The following is a 24,222-nucleotide window of genomic DNA, read 5'->3' as shown; positions in this document are numbered from 1 at the left end:
ACCGTCACCGGCCTGCCGGTCGAGAACGAGTGGTGCGACCCGGCCTACTGGGTGGACCATGTGTCCCGCACGGTCCGCTTCGCGGACGCGGTCGAGGCGGCGGGTGGGGGCGCCTGGGTCGAACTCGGCCCGGACGGTGTGCTCTCCGCCCTCGTCGACGCCGGCGCGCCCGCGCTGCGCGGGGACCGGCCGGAGGGCCGCCAGGCGGTGACGGCCCTCGCGCACGCCTTCGTCCACGGTGCGGACGTCGACTGGCCGGTGCTGTTCGCGGGTCATGACCCGCGTCTGGTCGAGCTGCCGACCTACGCCTTCGAGCGCGAGCGCTACTGGCTGGAGCCCGTCGCGGGTGACGTCGCCTCCGCCGGACTCACCGACGCGGCCCATCCGCTGCTCGCCGCGGTCGTCGAACTCCCGGACGGCGGGACGGTGCTGACCGGGCGGATCTCCCTCGCCACGCACCCCTGGCTGGCCGGCCACGCGGTCCTGGGTTCGGTCCTGCTGCCGGGCTCGGCCTTCGTCGAGCTGGTGCTGGCGGCCGGGCGGCGCGTCGGGTGCCCGAGGCTGGAGGAGCTGGTGCTGTCCGCTCCGCTGGTGCTGCCGCGCTCGGGGGCCGTCCAGCTCCAGGTCGTGGTGGAGGCTCCGGACGGTTCGGGCAGCCGGGCCGTGGCGGTGTACTCGCGGCCGGCCGCCGACGACGCCGATCCCGAGTGGACCCAGCACGTGACGGGTTCGGTGGGTGCGGCCGAGGCGGAGCCCGGCGCGGGGGCCGACCAGCCGGCCGGCGATGCCGTCGAGCGCGATCTGACCGGCCTGTACGAGGAGTTGGCCGATCGGGGCTATGCCTATGGCCCGGTGTTCCAGGGCCTGCGACGGCTCTGGAAGGCGGGTGACGAGGTCGTCGCGGAGATCGAGCTGCCCTCGGGCGCGCCTGGCGCGACCGGCGACTACGTCCTCCACCCGGCCCTGCTGGACGCGGTGGTGCACCCGTTGCTGCCGGGGGTGGTGGACGACGAGCGGGCGGCCGGGCTGCCGTTCGCCTGGAGCGGGGTGAGCGTGTTCGCGCCGGGGACGTCGCGGCTGCGGGTGCGGATCGTGCCGGTCGGTCCGGACACGGTGTCGTTGCACATGGCGGACGACGGCGGTCGGACGGTCGCCAGGATCGACTCCCTGGCGTGGCGGGAGGTGACCGCGGATGCCGTTCGGTCCGCCGGTCACGACGCGCTGTTCGAGGTGGTGTGGCAGCCGGTCGAGCCGGTGTCGGCGGCAGGCCCGGCGGAGTCCACCGCGACGTGGGCGGTGCTCGGCGCGCCGAGCGACGAACTCCCGCTCCACTACGCCGATGTGGCCGCGCTCGGTGCCGCGCTCGACGCGGGGGCGCCGCTGCCGCCGGTCGTGCTGGCCCGGCTGGCCGCCGGTGACCCGGCCGACCCGGCCACCACGGTGGGTGACGCGCTGGAGCTGGTCCAGGCCTGGTTGGCGGACACGCGGCTGACCGGGGCCCGGCTGGTGGTCGTCACCACCGGCGCCACCGACGCCACTGCCGTCGACCTGGCCGGAGCCGCGGCCTGGGGCCTGCTGAAGTCGGCGCAGACCGAGCACCCCGACCGGCTGGTGCTGGTCGACGTCGACGACCTGGACGCGGCCTGGCCGCTGCTGCCGGGCGCGGTGGCCTCCGGCGAGCCGCAACTGGCCCTGCGGGCAGGCACCGTACTGGTCCCCAGGGTGGCCCGGCCGTCGGCCGGGGGTGACGCCCCGGTGGCGTTCCCGGCCACGGGGACGACGCTGATCACCGGTGGTACCGGTGTGCTGGGCGGGATGTTCGCCCGCCACCTGGTGCGCGCCCACGGCGTCCGCCGGCTGCTGCTGGCCGGCCGCCGGGGCCCGGACGGACCGGGCGTCGCCGAACTCGTCCGGGAGCTGGAGGAGTCGGGCGCCGAGGTCGAGGTGGCGGCCTGTGACGTGACCGACCGGGCGGCGCTGGCCGCGCTGCTGGCCGCCGTCCCCGCCGAGCACCCGCTGACCGCCGTCCTGCACCTGGCCGGGGTGGCCGACGACGGCGTCATCGACTCGCTGACCCGCCGCCGGGTCGCCGACGTGCTCGCGCCCAAGGCGGACACCGCCTGGCACCTGCACGAGCTGACCCTCGGCCTGGACCTGTCGGCGTTCGTCGTGTTCTCCTCGGTCGCCGCCACCTTCGGGGCGCCCGGACAGGGCAACTACGCTGCCGCCAACGGTTATCTGGACGCCCTGGCGCTGCACCGCCGGGCCCGGGGCCTCCCGGCGGTGGCCCTGTCCTGGGGCCTGTGGGCACGGGAGAGCGGCATCACCGGCCGTCTTGGCGCGGCGGACCTGCGCCGGCTCGCCCGGGCCGGGATCATCGCGCTGGACGACGCCACCGGCCTCGACCTGTTCGACGCGGCGCTCGCGGCGGGGCGGCCGTGGCTGCTGCCGATGCGGCTGGACGCCAAGGCCCTGCGGGCCCAGGGCGAGGCGATGCCCGCGGTGCTGCGCGGCCTGGTCGGCCGGCCCCGGCGGGCCGGCGCGGCGGCCGGGGCGCCCGAGGAGACCCTGGTGGACCGGCTGGCGCGCACCGCGCCGGAGGACCGGGACGGGCTGATCGACGAGGTGGTGTGCCGCGAGATCGCGGTCGTCCTCGGCCACGCCGGGGCCGACGGGATCGACCGCGACCGGACCTTCGCGGAGCTGGGTTTCGACTCGCTGACCGCGGTGGACCTGCGCAACCGGCTGACCGCCCTGGCGGGGCGGCGCCTGCCGGCCACGCTGGCCTTCGACTACCCGACGCCGACCGCGCTGGTGGGCTATCTGCGCACCGAACTGCGGGCGCGGGTGCCGGAGGCCGGCCACCCGGTGCTGGACCGGCTGGAGGCGCTGGAGGCCACCACGGGCACGACCGGGCTCGACCCGGCCACCCGGGAGCAGGCGGTGGAGCGGCTGCGCGCGCTGCTCTCCCATTGGACGGCCGACACCGAGGCGGCCCAGGTCACCGAAAGGCTGGCCGACGCCTCCGCCGACGAGGTCTACGACTTTGTCACCAGGGAACTCGGGATCTCCCTCAGCTGAGCACGTCTGTACGCGACACCGATCGGGGCGGAAGAGATGGCGAACGACGAGAAGTTGCTGAACTACCTGAAGCAGGTCTCCGCGGACCTCTACCAGGCCCGGCATCAGCTGCGGGAGTTCGAGGAGCGGGACCAGGAGCCCATCGCGATCGTCGGGATGGGGTGCCGGTTCCCCGGTGGGGTGGCCTCGCCGGAGGACCTCTGGCGGCTGCTGGCCGACGGCGGTGACGCGATCACCCCGTTCCCCACCAACCGGGGCTGGCCGACCGACCTGTTCGACCCGGACCCGGACCGCACCGGCAAGACGTACAGCACGGACGGCGGATTCCTGCACGGTGCCGGGGAGTTCGACGCCGAGTTCTTCGGGATGAGCCCGCGGGAGGCGATGGGCGTCGACGCCCAGCAGCGGCTGCTGCTGGAGACCGCCTGGGAGACGCTCGAACGGGCCGGGATCGACCCGACCTCCGTCCGGGACCAGCCGCTCGGGGTCTTCACCGGGGTGATGTACGCGGACTACGGGGCCCGCTTCCTGACCGCGCCGGAGGGCTTCGAGGGTTATCTCGGGCACGGCAGCGCGGCGAGCATCGCCTCCGGGCGGATCGCCTACAACCTGGGTCTGACCGGCCCCGCGATCACGGTGGACACCGCCTGCTCGTCGTCGCTGGTGGCGCTGCACCTGGCGATCCGGGCGCTGCGGGCGGGCGAGTGCTCGATGGCCCTGGCCGGCGGCGTCACCGTGATGTCCTCCCCGGCGGTCTTCGTCGAGTTCTCCCGCCAGCGCGGGCTCTCCTCCGACGGCCGCTGCAAGTCCTTCTCGGCCGCCGCGGACGGCGTCGGCTGGTCCGAGGGCGTCGGCCTGCTGCTGGTCGAGCGGCTGTCGGACGCCCGGCGCAACGGGCACCAGGTGCTCGCGGTGGTACGCGGCTCGGCCGTGAACCAGGACGGCGCGTCCAACGGTCTCACCGCGCCGAACGGCCCCGCCCAGCAGCGGGTGATCCGGCAGGCGCTGGCGAACGCCGGGCTGACCCCGGCCGATGTCGACGTCGTCGAGGCGCACGGCACCGGTACCCGGCTCGGTGACCCGATCGAGGCGGAGGCCCTGCTGGCCACCTACGGGCGCGAGCGCGCCGGGGACCGGCCGCTCTACCTCGGGTCGGTGAAGTCCAACATCGGGCACACCCAGGCCGCCGCCGGCGTCGCCGGCATCATCAAGCTGGTCATGGCCCTGCGCAACGGCGTCCTGCCCCGCACCCTGCACGTGGACGCCCCCTCCCCGCACATCGAGTGGGAGACCGGGGCCGTCCGGCTGCTCGACCGCGAGCAGGCCTGGGCGCCGGGGGACCGGCTCCGGCGGGGCGCCGTGTCCTCGTTCGGCATCAGCGGCACCAACGCGCACGTCGTGCTGGAGGAGGCACCCGAGGACGCGCCGGTGGCGGCCGAGGAGCCGGCCGCCGGGCCGGACCGGATGCCGGCCGTGCTGCCCTGGGTCCTCTCCGCCCGCAGCGCCGCCGCCCTGCGGGCACAGGCGGCCCGGCTGGCCGCCTGGCCCGCGCCCGACCTCGCCGACGCGGGCCGGTCGCTGCTCGCCACGCGCGCCGCGTTCGAGCACCGGGCGGTCGTGCTCGGGGCCGACCACGCGGAGCTGGTGGCCGGGCTCACCGCGGTGGCCGAGGACTCCGCCGGAGCGGTCGTGGGTACCGCCGGCGCGCCCGGCGGCACCGTCTTCGTCTTCCCCGGCCAGGGCTCGCAGTGGCTCGGCATGGCCGCCGAACTGCTCGACGGTTCACCGGCGTTCGCCGCCGCGATGGCCGAGTGCGACGAGGTGATCGGCGAGCTGACCGGCTGGTCCGTGCTCGACCTGCTGGCCGAGACCGAGGACGAGTCCGCCCTGGCGCGCGTCGACGTGGTCCAGCCCGCCCTGTTCGCGGTCATGGTGTCGCTGGCGGCGGCCTGGCGGGCGATCGGGGTGGCCCCGGCCGCGGTGATCGGGCACTCGCAGGGCGAGATCGCGGCCGCCTGCGTCGCCGGCGCGCTGTCCCTGCGCGACGCGGCCCGCGTGGTGGTGCTGCGCAGCCGCGCGCTGACCGAACTGGCCGGCCTCGGCGGCATGGCGTCCGTCCCGCTGCCCCTCGCCGAGGTCGAGGAGCGGATCGCCGGGTACGGCGGGGCGCTCTCGGTGGCGGCCGTCAACGGCCCCCGGACGGTGGTCGTCTCCGGCTCCGCCGCCGAACTCGACGACCTGCTCGCCGTACTGACCGCCGAGGACGTCCGGGCCCGCCGCATCCCGGTGGACTACGCCTCGCACTCCGCGCACGTCGAGGGCATCCGGGACCGGCTGCTGGCCGAACTCGGCGACCTCGCACCGCGTTCCGCCGACACTCCGCTCTGGTCCACGGTGACCGGCGAGTGGCTGGACACCGCGGAGATGGACGCCCACTACTGGTACGAGAACCTGCGCCGCACGGTGCGCTTCGCCGACGGCACGGCAGCCCTGCTGGACTCCGGGCACCACGCCTTCGTGGAGCTCAGCCCGCACCCGGTGCTCACCATGGGCATCGGGGAGACGGCCGAGGAGCGCGGCGCCGAGCACGCCGTCGTGGTCGGCTCGCTGCGCCGCCACCACGGCGGCCTGCACCAGCTGCTGACCAACGCGGCCGCACTCCACGTGCGGGGCGTGCCGGTCGACTGGACGGCCCTGCTCGGCGGCCCGCGCCGACCGGTCGAGCTGCCCACCTACGCGTTCCAGCACACCGACTACTGGCTCCGCTCCGACGGCTCGGTGGGCGACGTCACGGCCGCCGGCCTCGGGCTCGCGGGCCACCCGCTGCTCGGCGCCTCGGTCGAACTGGCGGGCGGCGGCGTCGTCCTGACCGGCCGGCTCTCGCTGAGCAGCCACCCGTGGCTCGCCGACCACGCGGTGCTGGACACCGTGCTGCTGCCCGGTACCGGGCTGGTCGAGCTCGTCACCACGGCCGGCGACCGGGTCGGCTGCGGCCGGATCGAGGACCTCACGCTGACCGCACCGCTGCTGCTGCCCGCCCAGGGCGCCGTCCAGATCCAGGTCGTCATCGGCCCGGCCGACGAGTACGGCCAGCGCGAGGCGTCCGTGCACTCGCGGCCCGAACCGGCCGACGGGGCGGAGCCGGTCTGGACCGGCCACGCCACCGGGGTGGTCGCCCCCGGCGCCGGGGCACCCGCCGAGGTGGGCGCCTGGCCGCCGCCCGGCGCGGTCGAGGTGGACCTCGACGGCGTCTACGCCCGGCTGGCCGGGCTCGGCCACGGCTACGGACCGCAGTTCCAGGGCCTGCGCCGGGTGTGGCGGCGCGACGGCGAGCTGTTCGCCGAGACCGCGCTCAGCCCGGAACAGACCGCCGAGGCGGGCCGGTTCGTGCTCCACCCCGCCCTGTTCGACGCCGCCCTGCACCCGCTGCTGCGCGGTGTCGTCGACGACGGCCGGCACGGCGGCCTGCCGTTCGCGTGGAGCGGCGTCGAGGTGCACGCCTCCGGCGCCACCCGGCTCAGGGTCCGGCTCACCCCGACGGGGCCCGACTCCGTCGCGCTGGCCCTCGCCGACGCCGACGGCGCGCCCGTCGCCACCGTCGCCACGCTGACCTGGCGCGAGGTCGACCCGGCGGCGCTGCGCGGCGCGACCCGCGACCACGACGCGCTGTTCCGGATCGACTGGCGTCCGGCCACCGCCACCCGGCCGGCGCCCGAGCGGCCGGTCCTGCTGGCCGGCGCGGACCTGGCCGGGGCCTTCCCCACCGCCCCCGGGCACCCGGACCTGGCCGCGCTGCGCCGGGCACTGGACGACGGCGCACCCGTGCCCGAGCTGGTCCTGACCGGCCTCGCGCCGGGTACCGGCGACCCGCTCGCGGACACCCACACCGCCGTCACCGGGACGGCCGCCCTGCTCACCGACTGGCTGTCCGACGAGCGGCTGGCCGCTACCCGGCTCGCCGTGGTCACCCGGGGGGCCGTCGACGGCACCGACCTGGCGTCCGCGAGCGTCCGCGGCCTGGTGCGGGCCGCCGCCACCGAGCACCCCGGGCGCTTCCTGCTCGTCGACTCGGCCGACGGCTCCGCGCCGGGCGGCGAAACGGCCCAGGCGCCCTCCGACGCCTGGGCGGCGGCCCTGGCCGTCGACGAGCCGGAGGTCCTGCTCCGCGACGGCGCCGTCCTGGTGCCCCGCCTGGCCCGCCTGCCCGCCGCCGACAACGCCGCCGACTCCGCTACCGACTCCGCTACCGGCACCGGCACCGACTCCGTTACCGACACCGCCGGGGCCGGCCCGTTCGACCCCGACGGCACCGTGCTGGTCACCGGCGCCACCGGTGCCCTCGGCACCCGGCTCGCCCACCACCTGGTCCGCGAGCACGGGGTGCGGCACCTCCTGCTGGTCAGCCGCTCCGGCCCGGCCGCGCCCGGCGCCGCCGCCCTGCGGGACGAGCTGGCCGCGCTCGGCGCCGAGGCCACCGTGGCGGCCTGCGACGTCGGCGACCGGGCCGCGCTCGCCGCCCTGCTCGCCGCCGTCCCCGCCGACCGGCCGCTGCGCGCGGTCGTGCACACCGCCGGCGTCCTCGACGACGGGCTCGTCACCTCGCTCACGCCGGAGCGGTTCGCCGCCGTGCTGCGCCCGAAGGCCGACGCGGCCTGGCACCTGCACGAGCTCACCCGGGAGCTCGATCTCACCGCCTTCGTCCTCTACTCCTCGGCCGCCGCCACCTTCGGCGGCGCGGGCCAGGCCAACTACGCGGCGGCCAACGCCTTCCTCGACGCCCTGGCCGCCCACCGGGGCCGACTCGGCCTGCCGGCGACGACGCTCGCGTGGGGGCTCTGGGAGTCCGGCGGCGCGATGACCGGCGAACTGACCGGCACCGACCGCGAGCGGATCGCCCGGGCCGGTATGCGCCCGCTCGGCGACGCGGACGGCCTCGCCCTGTTCGACACGGTGCTGCGGGAGCGCCGCGGCTGGGCGCTGCCCACCCGGCTCGACCTGGCCGCCCTGCGCGGCCTCGGCAGCCAACTCCCGCCCCTGCTCAGCGGACTGGTCCGGCCCACCGCGCGCCGCGGCACCGCCGGAACGGGCGAGAGCGCCTCCGCCCTGGCCGGCCGGCTGGCCGGGCTCGCTCCCGCCGACCGCACCCGGGCCCTGGCCGATCTCGTCCGCACCCAGGTCGCCGAGGTGCTCGGGCACCGCGACGGGTCGGCCATCGAGGCGGACCGGCCGTTCACCGAGCTGGGCTTCGACTCGCTGACCGCCGTCGAACTGCGCAACCGGCTCAGGAACGCGACCGGCCTGAAGCCCTCCGCCACCCTCGTCTTCGACTACCCGAGCGTGGCCGCGCTCACCGCCCACCTCGACGCCGAACTCGGCGGCGCGGCGGCGGCCGGCCCGGAGACCCTCCCGGTCCCGTCCGCGGCCTCGCCCGACGACGACGATCCGATCGTCATCGTCGGCATGGCCTGCCGCTACCCCGGCGGGGTCGACTCGCCGGAGGACCTGTGGCAGCTGGTCACCGACGGCGTGGACGCCATCCGGCCGTTCCCCGCCGAACGCGGCTGGAGCATCGAGGACCTGTACGACGCCGACCCGGACGCGCCCGGCAAGACCTACACGGTCGAGGGCGGCTTCCTGGACGACGTGGACCGGTTCGACGCCGGGTTCTTCGGGATCTCCCCGCGGGAGGCCCTCAGCATGGACCCGCAGCAGCGCCTGCTGCTGGAGACCACCTGGGAGGTCTTCGAGCACGCGGGCATCGACCCGCAGTCGCTGCGCGGCAGCCAGACCGGCGTCTTCGCCGGCATCAGCGGCCAGGACCACGCGGGGATCCTCGCCAAGGCCCCCGAGTTCGAGGGCTACCTGCTGACCGGCAGCGCGGGCGCGATCGCCTCCGGCCGGATCGCCTACACCTTCGGCTTCACCGGTCCGACGCTGACCGTCGACACCGCCTGCTCCTCCTCGCTGGTGGCCATCCACCTGGCGGCGCAGGCGCTGCGCAACGGCGAGTGCTCGATGGCGCTGGCGAGCGGTGTGATCGTGATGTCCACCCCGACCCTGTTCGTGGAGTTCTCACGGCAGCGGGTCGGCGCGCCGGACGGCCGCTGCAAGTCGTTCTCGGCGGCCGCCGACGGCGCGGGCTGGTCCGAGGGCGCCGGCGTGCTGCTGCTGGAGCGGCGCTCGGACGCCCGGCGGCTCGGCCACCGGGTCTGGGCGGTGCTGCGCGGCAGTGCGGTGAACCAGGACGGTGCGTCGAACGGGCTGACGGCGCCGAACGGTCCCTCGCAGGAGCGGGTGATCCGGCAGGCGTTGGCGAGTGCGGGGTTGTCGGCGGCGGACGTGGACGCGGTGGAGGCGCACGGGACGGGCACCCGGCTGGGTGACCCGATCGAGGCGCAGGCCCTGCTGGCGACGTACGGGCGCGACCGCGACGCGGACCGGCCGCTCTACCTCGGGTCGGTGAAGTCGAACATCGGCCACACCCAGCACGCGGCGGGGATGGCCGGCGTGATCAAGATGGCGCTGGCGATGCAGCACGGCGTCCTGCCCCGGACGCTCCACCTGGACGAGCCCAGCCCCTACGTCGACTGGTCGGCCGGGGCGGTGGAGTTGCTGGGCGAGGCCCGGGAGTGGTTCCCGGGTGACCGGCCGCGTCGCGCCGGTGTCTCCTCGTTCGGGATCAGTGGTACGAACGCGCATGTGATCCTCGAGGAGGGGGATCCGGCGGCGGTCGCGGTGGGCGGTGACCGGGCGGCGATGCCGGTGGTGCCGTGGGTGGTGTCGGCGCGCTCGGCGGAGGCGCTGGGCGGGCAGCTGGCCCGGGTGGCGGAGCTGGCCTCCTCGGGTGACGTCGATCCGGTGGACGTGGGCTTCTCGTTGGCGACGTCGCGGGCGGTGTTCGAGCACCGGGCGGTGCTGCTGGGCGCCGACGGCTCCGAACTCGTCGCGGCCGAGCCGGTGTTGTCCTCGCCGGGTGCGGTGCGGACCGGTGTGGGGTTCCTGTTCGCGGGCCAGGGTGGTCAGCGGGTGGGGATGGGGCGGGAGTTGTACGAGGTGTTCCCGGTGTTCCGGGAGGCGTTCGATGAGGTGTGTGCGGTGCTCGACGCGCCGGTGGCGGAGGTCGTCGCCTCGGGTGAGGGGCTGGGTCGCACCGGGTTGGCGCAGCCGGCGCTGTTCGCGCTGGAGGTGGCGCTGTTCCGGCTGCTGGCCTCCTGGGGTGTGGCTCCGCGTGTGCTGGTGGGGCATTCGGTGGGTGAGATCGCGGCGGCGCATGTGGCCGGGGTTCTGGATCTGGTGGACGCGGGTGCGTTGGTGTCGGCGCGGGCGAGGTTGATGGACGCGCTGCCCGCCGGTGGGGCGATGGTCGCGGTGGAGGCGGCCGAGGAGGAGGTTCTCCCGCTGCTCGCCGGGCTCGCGGAGGTGGGTGTCGCGGCGGTCAACTCGCGGACGTCGGTGGTGGTTTCGGGGGCGGAGGGCGCGGTTCGTGCGGTTGTCGAGGCGCTGCCGGGCCGCCGCACCAAGCGGCTCGATGTCAGCCACGCGTTCCACTCCCCGCTGATGGCCCCGATGCTGGAGGACTTCCGTGCGGTGGTGTCGGGTCTGGCCTTCCACTCGCCGCGTATTGCGGCGGTCTCGACCGTCACCGGCCTGCCCGTCGACGGTGAGTGGTGCGACCCGGCCTACTGGGTGGAGCACGTGTCCCGCACGGTCCGCTTCGCGGACGCGGTCGAGGCGGCGGGTGTGGGCGCCTGGGTCGAACTCGGCCCGGACGGTGTGCTCTCCGCCCTTGTCGAGGCTGCCGCGCCCGCGCTGCGCGGGGACCGGCCGGAGGCCCGCCAGGCGGTGACCGCTCTCGCGCACGCCTTCGTCCACGGTGCCGACGTCGACTGGCCCACCCTGTTCGCGGGGCATGCCCCGCGTCTGGTCGAGCTGCCGACGTACGCGTTCCAGCGCGACCGCTACTGGCTGGAGCCGGCGGCCGGGGGCGATGTGTCCTCGGCGGGGCTGTCCGACACCGGGCACCCGCTGCTCGCCGCCTCGGCCGAACTCCCGGACGGCGGAGCGCTGCTGACCGGGCGGATCTCCCTCGCCACCCACCCCTGGCTGGCCGACCACGCGATCGACGGGGTGGTCGTGCTCCCCGGTTCGCTGCTGCTCGACCTGGTGATCGCCGCCGGTGACCGGGCAGGCGCGCCCCGGGTGGCGGAGGCGACGGCGACGGTGCCGCTCGCCCTGCCGGAGCAGGGCGCGATCCGGGTCCAGGTGGTCGTCGGGGCGGCGGACGGCGCCGGCCTGCGGTCGGTCGTCGTGCGGTCGTGCCCCGAGGCGGGCGACGGCGAGGAGTGGACCGTCCATCTGACGGCCGCCGTCGGTGCCGAGCGGGAGCCGGCCGGTCCGGTGGTCTGGCGGCCGGGCACGGAGCTCGCCGCCGACACGGTGGCGGAGCGGATCGCCGACCAGGGCATCGCGTACGGACCGGCGTTCCCGGGGCCGCGGCGGGTCTGGCAGGAGGGGGCCCGGGTGTGGGCCGAGGTCGAACTGGCCGAACCGGGGGCGTTCGTCCTGCACCCGGCGCTGTTCGACGCGGCGGTCCGGGCGTGGACCGCCGCCCGGGACGCGTCGGGGCCGCTGGTGCCGGTGTCCTGGACGGAGGTGCAGGTGCACGCCGCCGGGGCCACCGCCGTCCGGGCCGTGATCGGCCGCGCGGAGGCGACGGGGGCGACGGAGTCGGACCAGGACACGGACGCGGACACCGTCTCCGTGGTCCTGACGGACCACGACGGCGTGGTGGTCGCCTCGGCCGGTTCGGTGCGGCTCGCGCCGGCGCCGTCCGCCGGGCGGCGCGGCGAGCCGGACGCCCTGTTCCGGCTGGAGTGGCAGCCGGCCGCCACCGCGGCGCCGGTGGACCGTGCCGACTGGGCGGTCCTCGGCGACCGGCCCGGCGGCCCGGAGGGCATCCGCGCGTTCGCCGGCCTCGGTGCGCTGGCCGCCGAGGTCGACACCGGCACGGCAGTGCCGCCGGTGGTGCTGGTCCGGGTGGCGGCGCCCGCCGGGGACGTACCGGCCGCCACCCACACGGCGGTCCGGGAGGCGCTGGCGCTCGTCCAGGAGTGGCTGGCCGACGAGCGGTTCGCCGAGTCCCGGCTGGTGTTCGTCTGCGCCGGGGCGACCGACGGCGGCGATCCGGTGGCTGCCGCCGTCTGGGGGCTGGTCCGCTCCGCGCGGTCGGAGCACCCGGGCCGGTTCGGGCTGCTGGACGCGGACCTGGACCGGGCGGCGGACGCGGCCGCACTGGCCGCGGTCCCGCTCGGGGCGGAGACGGAGGTGGCCGTCCGGGACGGCGCGCCGCTGGTGCCCCGGCTGGCCCCGGTGGTCCGGGCGGTCCCGGCCGAACAGGCCCCGGACCGGGCGTTCCCGGCCCTGGACCCGGCGGGCACGGTGCTGGTCACCGGCGCCACCGGCGTGCTGGGCCGCCTGGTGGCCCGTCATCTGGTGACGGCCCACGGGGCCCGCCGACTGCTGCTGATCAGCCGGAGCGGTCCGCGGGCCGAGGGCGCCGAGGAGCTGCGGGCCGAGCTGACCGGGCTGGGGGCGGAGGTCGCCCTCACGGCCTGCGACGCCGCCGACCGTGACGCGCTGGCCGGGCTGCTGGCCGCGATCCCGGCGGCGCACCCGCTCACGGCCGTCGTCCACACGGCGGGTGTGCTGGACGACAGCCTGATCACGTCGATGACCGCCGAGCAGGCGGCCGGGGTGCTGCGCCCGAAGGTGGACGCGGCCTGGCACCTGCACGAGCTGACCCGCGGGCTGGACCTCTCGGCCTTCGTGCTCTACTCCTCGGCCAGCGGTGTGCTGGGCGGCGTCGGCCAGGCCAACTACGCGGCGGCCAACGCCTTCCTGGACGCGCTCGCCGCCCACCGGGCCGGGCTCGGCCTGCCCGCGACCTCGCTGGCGTGGGGCCTGTGGGCCGACGCCAGCGCGATGACCGGGCACCTCTCGGAGCTGGACCTGCGCCGGCTGGCCCGGGGCGGGCTGGTGCCGCTGACCGCGCGGGACGGCATGGCGCTGTTCGACGAGGCCGTCGGCACCGGTGAGCCGCTGCTGGCGGCGGTCCGCTGGGACGTGGGCGCGCTGCGTGCGCAGGGGTCGGCCCTGCCGTCGGTGCTGCACGGTCTGGTCCGGGGCCCGTCCGGCCGTCGGCAGGCCTCGGCCGGCCGCTCCGGGGCGCTGCTGGACCGGCTCGCCGCGGTCGGCGGGGCGGAGCGCGACCGGATCCTGCTGGACGCCGTGCGGGAGGCGATCGCGACCGTGCTCGGCCACGACGGCACCCAGCGCGTCCAGCCGGACCGGGTCCTCTCGGAGCTGGGGTTCGACTCGCTGACCGCGGTCGAACTGCGCAACCGGCTCGGCCTGCTGACCGGGCTGCGGCTGCCCACGGCGCTGGTCTTCGACCACCCGACGGCCGCGGCGATCGCCGCCCACCTGGCCGAGCGCCTGGTGCTGCCCGGTACGCGGGAGGACCACCCGGTGGCGAGCGTCGGCGAGGAGCTGGACCGGCTGGAGGCGGCGCTGGCCGCCACCTCGGTGACGGACCTGGACGGCCGGGCGGTCGCGACCAGGCTGGAGACGCTGCTCGCCCGGTGGCGGGACGCCATGGCCCGCCCCGAGGAGGCGGCGGATTCGGAGCGGATCGCCAGCGTCTCGGTGGACGAGCTCTTCGACATCATCGACGCCGAACTCGACCCCCAGTGACCGGACCAGTGACGGGACCGGTGACCGGACCAGTGACGGGACCGGTGACGGGACCGGTGACCGCTCCGGTGATCGGACCAACGGCCGAAGCGGTGACCGGACCAGTGACCGTCCCGGGCGCCGGGCCGGTCGCCGGCCCGGGGAACGACCCGCACACGACGCAGCACGGAAGGGAACGACAGGTGTCGGAGCAGGACAAGGTCGTCGAGTATCTGCGACGGGTGACCGCCGACCTCAAGCGGTCGCGCCAGCGGGTGCGCGAGCTGGAGGACCGCGAGCACGAGCCGATCGCGATCGTCGGCATGGCCTGCCGCTACCCCGGCGGGGTCCGGTCGCCGGAGGACCTCTGGCGGCTGGTGGAGGACGGGCGCGACGCGATGTCGGAGTTCCCGACCGACCGGGGCTGGCCGGCCGACCTCTACCACCCGGACCCGGACCACCCGGGCACCACCTATGCGCGGGCGGGCGGATTCCTCTACGGCGCACCGGAGTTCGACGCCGGGTTCTTCGACATCTCGCCGCGCGAGGCGCTCGCCATGGACCCCCAGCAGCGGCAGCTGCTGGAGACCGCGTGGACCGTCGCGGAGGGCGCCGGGATCGACCCGCTGACCCTGCGCGGCAGCGACACCGGGGTGTTCGTCGGGGCGATGTACCAGAACTACGCGCTGCGGCAGAGCACGGTGCCCGAGGAGGTGGCGGGTTACCTGATCAGCGGCAGCGCCGACAGCGTCGTCTCCGGCCGGATCTCCTACGCGATGGGGCTGGTGGGCCCGGCGGTCACCGTCGACACGGCGTGCTCCTCGTCGCTGGTGGCGATCCACCTGGCCGCCCGGGCCCTGCGGACCGGTGAGTGCTCGCTGGCCATGGCGGGCGGCGTGACGGTGATGTCGACGCCGACGCTGTTCATGGAGTTCTCCCGCCAGCGCGGGCTGTCCGCCGACGGCCGCTGCAAGTCGTTCGCGGCGGCCGCCGACGGGACGGGCTGGTCCGAGGGCGTCGGCCTGGTGCTGCTGGAGCGGCTGTCCGAGGCACGGCGCAACGGCCACCGGGTGCTCGCGGTGCTGCGCGGCAGCGCGGTGAACCAGGACGGCGCCAGCAACGGGCTGACCGCGCCGAACGGGCCGTCCCAGCGCCGGGTGATCCGCCGGGCCCTGGCCGACGCGCGGCTGACCACGCAGGACGTGGACGTGGTGGAGGCGCACGGCACCGGCACCCGGCTCGGCGACCCGATCGAGGCGGAGGCCCTGCTGGACACCTACGGCCGGGACCGCCCGGACGGCCCGCCGCTGTACCTGGGCTCGGTGAAGTCGAACATCGGGCACACCCAGGCCGCCGCCGGGGTCGCCGGGGTGATCAAGGCGGTCATGGCGATGCGGCACGGGGTGCTGCCCCGGACGCTGCACGTGGACGCGCCGTCCCCGCACGTGGACTGGGCCTCCGGCGCGGTGTCGCTGCTGGCCGAGCCGGTGGCGTGGCCGGAGACCGGGCGGCCGCGCCGGGCGGCGGTGTCGGCGTTCGGGATCAGCGGCACCAACGCGCACCTGGTGCTGGAGCAGGCCCCGGCGGTCGAGGAGCCGACCGGGGAACCGACCGAGGAGCCGGCCGACGGGGCGGTGGCGCGCGGCACGCTGCCGTGGGTGGTGTCCGGGCGCGGTCCCGAGGCGCTGCGCACCCAGGCGGCCCGGCTCGCCGACTTCCTGACCGCCGGGTCCGCCCCCGGATCCGCGCCCGGACCGGTCGACGTCGCGTGGTCGCTGGCCACCACCCGCCCGGCGCTGGAGGACCGGGCCGTGGTGCTGGGCGACAGCCCGCAGGAGTTGCTCGACGGCCTGCGGGCCGTCGCGGCCGGCACGGCCCACCCCGCCGTCGTGCGGGCCGAGGGCGCGGCCGGGACGGGCCGCGGCGTGGCGTTCCTGTTCACCGGCCAGGGCGCCCAGCGGGCCGGGATGGGCACCGGGGCGGCCGAGGCGTTCCCGGTGTTCGCGGCGGCGCTCGACGAGGTGTGCGCCGCGTTCGACCCGCTGCTGGGCGTCCCGCTGCGGGAGGCGATGGCCACCGGGGTCGCCGCCGACGGCCGGTCGCTGGACCGGACCGATCTGGCCCAGCCCGCGCTGTTCGCCCTCCAGGTCGCGCTGGTCCGGCTCGCGCGGTCGTGGGGCATCCGGCCGGCGGCCGTGGCCGGCCACTCGATCGGCGAGCTGACGGCCGCGTACGTCGCGGGCGTCTGGTCGCTCCCCGACGCCTGCGCGGTGGTGGCGGCCCGCGGCCGGCTGATGCAGGCGCTGCCGACCGGTGGCGCGATGCTCGCGGTGCAGGCCGAGCCGGACCGGGTGCTCGGCTGGGTGGCCGAGCAGGAGGCCCGGACCCCGGGGCAGCTGGCGGTCGCCGCGGTCAACGGCCCGACGTCGGTGGTGGTCTCCGGCCGGGCGGACGCGGTCGAGGGGGTCGGCCGGGTGGCCCGCGCGGCGGGCTGCCGGGTCAAGGCGCTCACGGTGAGCCATGCCTTCCACTCGCCGCTGATGCGGCCGATGCTCGACGCGTTCGGCGAGGTGCTGGCGGGGGTGACCACCCGCTCGCCCGAGCTGCCCGGGGTCGCCGCGGTGACCGGCCGGTGGAGTGACGGGGCGTCCTGGGGCTCGGCGGCCTACTGGGTGGACCAGGTCTGCGCGCCGGTGCGCTTCGCGGACGTGACGGCCACCCTGCTCGCGGACGGGTTCGACACCTGCCTGGAGGCCGGCCCGGACGGGGTGCTGTCGGCGCTGGTCGCGGAGTCCGCCTCGGCGGGGCGGCCCGCCGAGGCCGGCCCGGTGGGCGAGCTGCCGGGCGCCCCGCTGGCCGTCCCGATGCTGCGCCGGGACCGCCCGGAGCGCGGCGCCGCGCTGACCGCCGCCGCGGCCCTGTTCACGGCCGGCGTCCCGGTCGACTGGGCCGGGGTGGTCTCGGCCGGGGCCGACGGCAGCCCCCGGCGGGTGGACCTGCCGACGTACACGTTCCGGTCCGACCGGTACTGGCTGTCCCACGAGGAGGGCGCCGACCCGGCCGCCCCGTCCGGGCGGACCGACCCGGAGTTCTGGCGGCTGGTGGACCAGGGCGACCTCGAAGGGCTCACCGCCGCCCTGGAGTTGACGGGCGACGTGCCACTGAGCCGGGCGCTGCCCGCGCTGTCGTCCTGGCACCGCTCGCGGCAGGCCGGCGAGCAGGCGGCCGACTGGCAGTACCGCACACGCTGGCAGCGGCTGCCCAAGGCCGACCTGGCCGGCCTGGCTGCCCTGACCGACCTGACCGACCCCGCCGGCGCGCCCGGCCGCTGGCTGGTCGTCGTCCCGGAGGGGGAGGGCGACCGGCGGTGGGCGGCGGCGGTGGTCGCGAGCCTGCGCGGGCGCGTCGAGTCGGTGATCGTGCCGGTGGCCGCTCGCGCGGAACTCGCCGACCGGATCCGCGCCGCCCTCGCCGACACCCCGGCCCGCGCCGCCGCCGACGCCGCCCCCGCCGACGCCCCCGCCCTGCGCGGCGTGCTCTGCCTGGCGGGCGTCGACGAGCGGCCCGAGCCGGACCACCCCGAGATCACCCGCGGCCTCGCCGGCGCCCTCGCGGTCCAGCAGGCCGTCACCGACCTCGGCCTCGACGTCCCGCTCTGGACGGCGACCAGGGACGCCGTCCCGGCGACCCCGCAGGACGGCCTCGGCGGCTACGCCCAGGCCCCGCTCTGGGGGCTCGGCCAGGTCGCCCGGCTGGAACAGCCGCTGACCTGGGGCGGTCTGGTGGACCTCCCGGCCGCGCCGGACGGGCGGACCGGCGCCCGGCTCGCCGGCCTCCTCACCGGGGCGACGGGCGAGGACCAGGCCGCGATCCGCGGCGACGCGGTGTTCGCCCGCCGGCTGGTGCGCGCCCGGCCCGGCCCGACGCCGCCGCGCTGGCGGCCGTCTGGCACCGTCCTGGTGACCGGCGGCACGGGCGCGCTGGGCGCCGAAGTGGCCCGCTGGCTCGCCCGGGAGGGCGCCGGGCACCTGGTGCTCACCGGCCGCCGGGGCGCCGACGCACCGGGCGCCGAGGAGCTGGCCGCCGAACTGGCCGCGCTGGGCGCCGAGGTGAGCATCGAGGCGTGCGACGTGGCGGACCGCGCCGCGCTCGCCGCCCTGCTGGCCGGGCTCCCGGCCCCGGTCACGGCCGTGGTGCACGCCGCCGGGGTGCTCGACGACGGCGTGCTGACCGCGCTGACGCCCGGGCGGCTCGCCGAAGTGGCCCGGGCGAAGGCCGCCGCCGCGCTGAACCTGCACGAACTGACCCTCGGTACCGAGCTGTCGGCGTTCGTCCTCTTCTCCTCCGTGGCCGGCACGCTGGGCAGCGCCGGCCAGGGCAACTACGCGGCGGCCAACGCGTTCCTCGACGCGCTGGCCGAGCGCCGGGTACGGGACGGCCTGCCGGCCACCTCGATCGCGTGGGGGCCGTGGGCCGGCGCCGGGATGGCGGCGGGCGACGGCGCCCGGCAGAAGCTGGCCCGGCTCGCGGTCGAGCCGATGGCGGCCGGGCCCGCCCTCGCGGCGCTGCGCACGGCGGTGGACGCCGGCGCCGCCACCACCATGGTCGCCGACGTCCGCTGGGCGCGGCTGGCCGCCGGGGGAGCGCCGCTGCCGCCGATGCTCGCCGACCTGCCCGAAGCCCGGCCGGAGCCCGCCCCGAGCGGCGCGACGGCCGGCGCGGGCAGCGCCACGACCGGGCTCGCCGCCCTGCCGCCCGCCCAACTCGACCGGGCCCTGCGCGACTTGGTGGCGGCCACCACGGCCCGGGTGCTGGGCCACCGGGACGCCACGGCGGTCGTCGCCGACAAGCCGTTCCGGGAACTCGGCCTGGACTCGCTCACCGCGGTCGAACTGCGCAACGCGCTGGGCACCGCCCTCGGCGTCACCCTGCCCCCGACCCTCGCGTTCGACCACCCGAACCCGCAGGCGCTCGCCGCCCATCTGCGCACCCGGCTGCGGGACGACACCGAACAGCGGGCCGGCCGGTCCGCGGCCGGCGCCGATCCCGCGGAGGACCTCGTCGCGATCGTCTCGATGGACTGCCGGTTCCCCGGCGGGGTCGCCGGGCCGGAGGACTTCTGGGAGCTGCTGCGCACCGGGCGCGACGCGGTGTCCGAGTTCCCGAGCGACCGCGGGTGGGACCTCGCCACCCTGTACGACCCGGACCCGGAGCGGTCCGGCACCAGCTACACCCGCCACGGCGCCTTCCTGGACCGGCCCGACCGCTTCGACGCGGCGTTCTTCGGGATCGGCGAGCGCGAGGCGGCGGCGATGGACCCGCAGCAGCGGCTGCTGCTGGAGATCGCCTGGCGGGCGGTGGAACGCGCGGGCCTGGACCCGCTCGGTCTGCGGGAGAGCCGCACCGGGGTGTTCATCGGCACCAACGGGCAGGACTACCTGTCGTTCGTCCGGGAGATCCCGGACGGCCTGGACGGCTACCTGGGCACCGGCAACGCGGCCAGCGTGCTCTCCGGCCGGCTCGCCTACACCCTGGGCCTGCGCGGTCCGGCGCTCACCGTGGACACCGCGTGCTCGTCCTCGCTGGTGGCGCTGCACCTCGCCGCCCGGTCGCTGCGCCAGGGCGAGTGCTCGCTGGCGCTCGTCGGCGGGGCGACGGTGATGTCCGGCCCCGGAGTGTTCGTCGACTTCAGCCGCCAGCGCGGACTCGCCGAGGACGGCCGCTGCAAGGCGTTCGCCGCGGGGGCCGACGGCACCGGGTGGGGTGAGGGCGCGGGCGTCCTGGTGCTGGAGCGGCTCTCCGACGCGCGCCGCAACGGGCACCCGGTGCTCGCGGTGCTGCGCGGCAGCGCGGTGAACCAGGACGGCGCCAGCAACGGGCTGACCGCGCCGAACGGGCCCGCCCAGCAGCGGGTGATCGGCGAGGCGCTGGCCGACGCCGGTCTGACGCCGGCCGAGGTCGACGCGGTGGAGGCGCACGGCACCGGCACCCGGCTGGGCGACCCGATCGAGGCGCTGGCCCTGCTGGCCGCCTACGGGCAGGACCGACCGGCCGACCGGCCGCTGTACCTGGGCTCGGTGAAGTCGAACATCGGGCACACCCAGGCCGCCGCCGGCCTCGCCGGGCTGATCAAGATGGTGCTGGCGATGCGGCACGGGGTGCTGCCCCGGACGCTGCACGTGGACGCGCCGTCCCCGCACGTGGACTGGTCGTCCGGCGCGGTGTCACTGGTGACCGAGCCGGTGGCGTGGCCGCGGACCGGCCGGCCGCGCCGCGCCGGCGTGTCCTCCTTCGGTGTCAGCGGCACCAACGCGCACGCGATCATCGAAGAGGCCCCCGAGCCGGAGCCCGGGCCGGCCCCCGCCCCCGCGGCGGACCTCGCGACCGGCGCCGTCGCCGCCACCGGGACCGCCCCCGCGGCCGCCGGCGTCCTCGCGCTGCCGGTGTCCGCCCGGGGCGCGGACGCGCTGCGCGCCCAGGCCCGCTCGCTCCGCGCCCACCTCGGCACCCACCCCGACCAGACGCTCGCCGACCTCGGCTGGTCCCTCGCCACCGGCCGGGCCGCGCTGACCCACCGGGCGGTCGTCCTCGCCGAGGACCGGGCCGGCTTCGACGCCGGCCTCGCCGCACTCGCGGCGGACCGCCAGGTGCCCGGGGTAATCACCGGCCGGGTGGCCGCGGACGGCGCGGTGGCCTTCCTCTTCACCGGGCAGGGCAGCCAGCGCCCGGGAATGGGAAGGGAGTTGTACGAGGCGTTCCCGGTCTTCCGGGCGGCGTTCGACGAGGCCTGCGACGGGCTCGAAGAGCGGCTCGGCCACTCCGTCCGGGGCGTGCTGCAAGCCGGCCCCGGCTCCACCGGGGCCGCCCTGCTGGACCGGACCGGGCACGCCCAGGCGGCGCTGTTCGCGCTGGAGGTCGCCCTCTTCCGGCTCGTGGAGAGCCGGGGCCTGGTGCCGGACGTGGTGGCCGGGCACTCGATCGGGGAGCTCGCCGCCGCCCATGTGGCCGGTGTGTTCGACCTCGCGGACGCCACCGCACTGGTCGCGGCCCGGGCGCGGCTGATGGAGGAGCTGCCGCCCGGCGGCGCGATGACGGCCGTCGAGGCCGGGCCGGACGAGGTGGCGGAGCTCGTCGCCGAGCGTGCCGACCGGCTCGCGGTGGCCGCGGTCAACGGCCCCGCCGCCACCGTGCTCTCCGGCGACGAGGACGCCGTCCGGGAGGTCGCCGCCGTGCTGGCCGCCAGGGGCCGGCGGACCAAGCGGCTGCGGGTCAGCCACGCCTTCCACTCCCCGCACATGGCGGGCATGCTGGCCGCGTTCCGCGCCGAGGCCGAGCGGATCGCCTACCACCCGCCGGTGATCCCGCTGGTCTCCCACCTGACCGGTGCGGTGGTCGGTCCGGCCGAGGTGGCCGGCGCCGACTACTGGGTGCGGCACGTGCGGGAGCCGGTCCGGTTCGCCGACGGCGTCCGGACGCTGGAAGGGCGCGGGGTGCGCACCTTCGTCGAACTCGGGCCGGACGCCGTGCTCACCGCGATGGTCCAGGACTGCCTCACCGATCCCGGGGCCGCCGCGGCCGTCCCGCTGCTGCGGGCCGACCGCCCGGACCGCGCCGCGCTGACGGCCGCGTTCGCCCGCCTCCACGTACGGGGACTGCCGGTGGACCTGACCGCCCCGGGCGGCGGCCGCCGGGTGGACCTGCCGGTCTACCCGTTCCAGGGCCGCGGCCACTGGCTGTCCGCGACCCGCTCCACCGCCATGACCGGCCGGGCCGGGGCCGGGAACGGCACCGGCCGGGAGGCCTTCGCCGGACAGGAGCCGGCCGGCAGCCCGCACACGAGTCCGCACACGTATGTGCCGCCGGGGTCGAAGCCGGACGAGGCCGAGTCCGGGAGCGAGACGCTGCGCCGACGGCTCCGCGAAGCGCCGCCCGCGTCCCGGACCGCGCTGCTGACCGAGGTGGTGCTGGATCAGGTCGCCGCCGTGCTCGGCGATCCGGACGCGCCCGCCGGGCCGGCCGACACCTTCACCGAGCTCGGACTCAACTCCCTGGGCGCGGCGGAGCTGCGCACCCGGCTGCACGAGGCGACCGGGGTCCGGCTGGCCCCGTCGGCGATCGTCGAGTGCCCGACGGGCGCGGCGCTGGCCGCCCTGCTGACCGAGCGGATCGTCGACGCGCCCCCGGTGGACCCGACTCCGACTCCCACTCAGGCTCCCGCTCAGGCTCCGACTCCGACTCATGCTCCGACTCCGACTCCGACTCAGGCTCAGGCTCCGGCCCCGAACGGACCCGAGACCCCGCTGGTGGCGCTGTTCCGGCAGGCCAGCCTGGCCGGCCGGGCCGGCCAGGGGCTGCGCCTGCTCGCCGCCGCCGCCCACCTGCGCGACGAACCGGACGGCCCGGACCGCCCGGACGGACCGGACGCCCCGGCGTCGGGGCCGCCCGCACCACGGAGCGCCCGCTTCGCCGAGGGACCGGCCGGACCGCCCCTGGTCTGCTTCCCCTCGCTGGTGGCACCCGCGCACGCCTACCAGTACGCCCGGTTCGCGACCGCGTTCCGGGGCCGCCGGGGCCTGACCGTGCTCGCGCCGTCCGGGTACGCGGCCGGTGAGGAACTGCCCCGCACCCTGGCGGAGTTCGTCGGCAGCCAGGCGGCCGCCGTCCGCGCGGAGCACGGCGACCGGCCCGTCGTCCTGGTGGGCTACTCGTCGGGCGGCTGGGTCGCGCACGCCGTGGCCGGAGCGCTGGCGCAGGAGGGAGCGGCCCCGGCCGCCGTGGTCCTGCTCGACAGTCACCTGCCGGGCAGCCCCGGTCTCACCGCCCTGGAGTCGACGCTGTTCACCGCCCTGGCGGACCGCGCCGAGCTGGTGGAGGCGACCACGGACGCCGGACTGAGCGCGATGGGCCGTCACTTCGACCTGTTCCGCGACTGGCGGCCGGCGCCGGTGACGAGCCCGATCCTGCTCGTCCGGGCGACCGAGTCCCTCCCCGGCACCGCGGCCGACCGACCGGTCCCCGCGGCGTCCTGGCCCACCCGGCACACGACGGTCGACGTGCCGGCAGATCACCTGACCATCATCGGAGATTTCGGACCCTCGACCGGCCGTGCTGTCGAGTCGTGGCTGTCCGGATCGGTACCGGAGGAAGAAGCACCGCGATGACCACCGAATCCACCCCGCCCGCACCGGCCCCGGAGGCCGACACCGTGTTCGGTCCGACGTTCATGCAGAACCCCTACCCCTCCTACGACGTCCTGCGCACCGAGGCGCCGGTCGGCCGACACGTGGTGAAGACGCTCGCGTCGGAGGTCAATGCCTGGGTGGTGACCCGGCACGAGGACGTCCGGGCGCTGCTGGCCGACCAGTCGCTGTCCAAGGACGCGCTCGGCCTGCCCCGGATCATCGAGCGGCACGCCCTGCACCCCGACGGTTCGGCGGGCAGCAACCCGCGCAGCATGCTCTTCAGCGACCCCCCGGACCACACCCGGCTGCGGCGGATCGTCTCCAAGGCCTTCACCATGCGCCGGGTCGAGCAGATGCGGCCGTGGATCGAGGAGTTGGCCGACGACCTGGTCGACGACATCGTGCCGGGCGCGGAGTTCGACCTGGTCGAGCAGATCGCCCTGGCCTTCCCGATCTACGTGATCGGCGCCCTGCTGGGCGTGCCGGTGTCCGACTTCGCCGATCTGCGCCGCTGGAACGGCGTGCTCACCAGCGTCCGGTCCACCGCCGCCGAGAAGCGGGAGGCGGTCGGGCTGGCGTACGGCCACCTGGCGGCGGTGGTCGAGGCCAAGCGCGAGGAGCCCGCCGACGACCTGGTGAGCGCGCTCATCGACGCCGAGGACGACGGCAACCGGCTGGACGGCGGCGAGCTGATCTCCAGCCTGTTCCTGCTGATGAACGCCGGCTACGAGACGACCGCGAACATGATCAGCAGTGGTGTGCTGGCGCTGATCCAGCACCCCGACCAGCTGGGCCGGCTCCGGGCCGACCCCACCCTGTTGGCCGGTGCGGTCGAGGAATTCCTGCGCTACGAGAGCCCGTTGAACCTCGCCACCATCCGCTGGACCACCAAGCCGGTCCAGGTGGGCGAGGTGACCATCCCCGCGGACGAGATCGTCTTCGTCTCGCTCTGCGCCGCCAACCGGGACCCGGCGGTCTTCGCGGACCCCCACCGGCTGGACGTGGGCCGCACCAGGAACCAGCACCTGTCCTTCGGCCACGGCATCCACCACTGCATCGGCGCCCCGCTGGCCCGGCTGGAGGGCGAGGTGCTGTTCGGCCGCCTGCTGAGCCGCTTCCCCCGCTGGGAGCTCGCGGTGCCGGCCGACCGGCTGGTCTGGCGGCACAGCCTCCAGTTCCGCGGGCTGGAGAGCCTGCCCGTCCTGCTGTCCTGACCGGCACCCACCCG

4 protein-coding genes are annotated in these 24,222 nt (G+C 76.7%); all 4 read left to right on the top strand.

What is annotated here, in order from left to right:
* Positions 1 to 3,081: type I polyketide synthase (locus ABZ495_RS30340; protein ID WP_359839091.1), on the top strand; the 3,081-nt coding region annotated here is incomplete at its 5' end.
* A 36-nt stretch (positions 3,082 to 3,117) separates the two neighbouring features.
* A complete protein-coding gene (locus ABZ495_RS30335; protein WP_359839089.1) occupies positions 3,118 to 13,833 on the top strand; it encodes an SDR family NAD(P)-dependent oxidoreductase in 10,716 nt (3,571 codons plus the stop codon).
* Between the two features lie 182 nt (positions 13,834 to 14,015).
* Positions 14,016 to 22,973, top strand: a complete 8,958-nt coding sequence (locus tag ABZ495_RS30330; protein ID WP_359839087.1) for a type I polyketide synthase — start codon at positions 14,016 to 14,018, stop codon at positions 22,971 to 22,973.
* Entirely contained in the window at positions 22,970 to 24,208 is a 1,239-nt protein-coding gene (locus ABZ495_RS30325; protein WP_359810886.1) for a cytochrome P450, read from the top strand. The genes ABZ495_RS30330 and ABZ495_RS30325 overlap by 4 nt, the downstream gene beginning before the upstream one ends.
* The last annotated feature ends 14 nt before the right edge of the window (positions 24,209 to 24,222 follow it).

It is taken from the genome of Kitasatospora sp. NPDC005748, assembly GCF_040630735.1.
GTDB lineage: Bacteria > Actinomycetota > Actinomycetes > Streptomycetales > Streptomycetaceae > Kitasatospora.
Note: the sequence above shows the minus strand (reverse complement) of the source record. Positions and strands in the feature narration are given on the sequence as shown.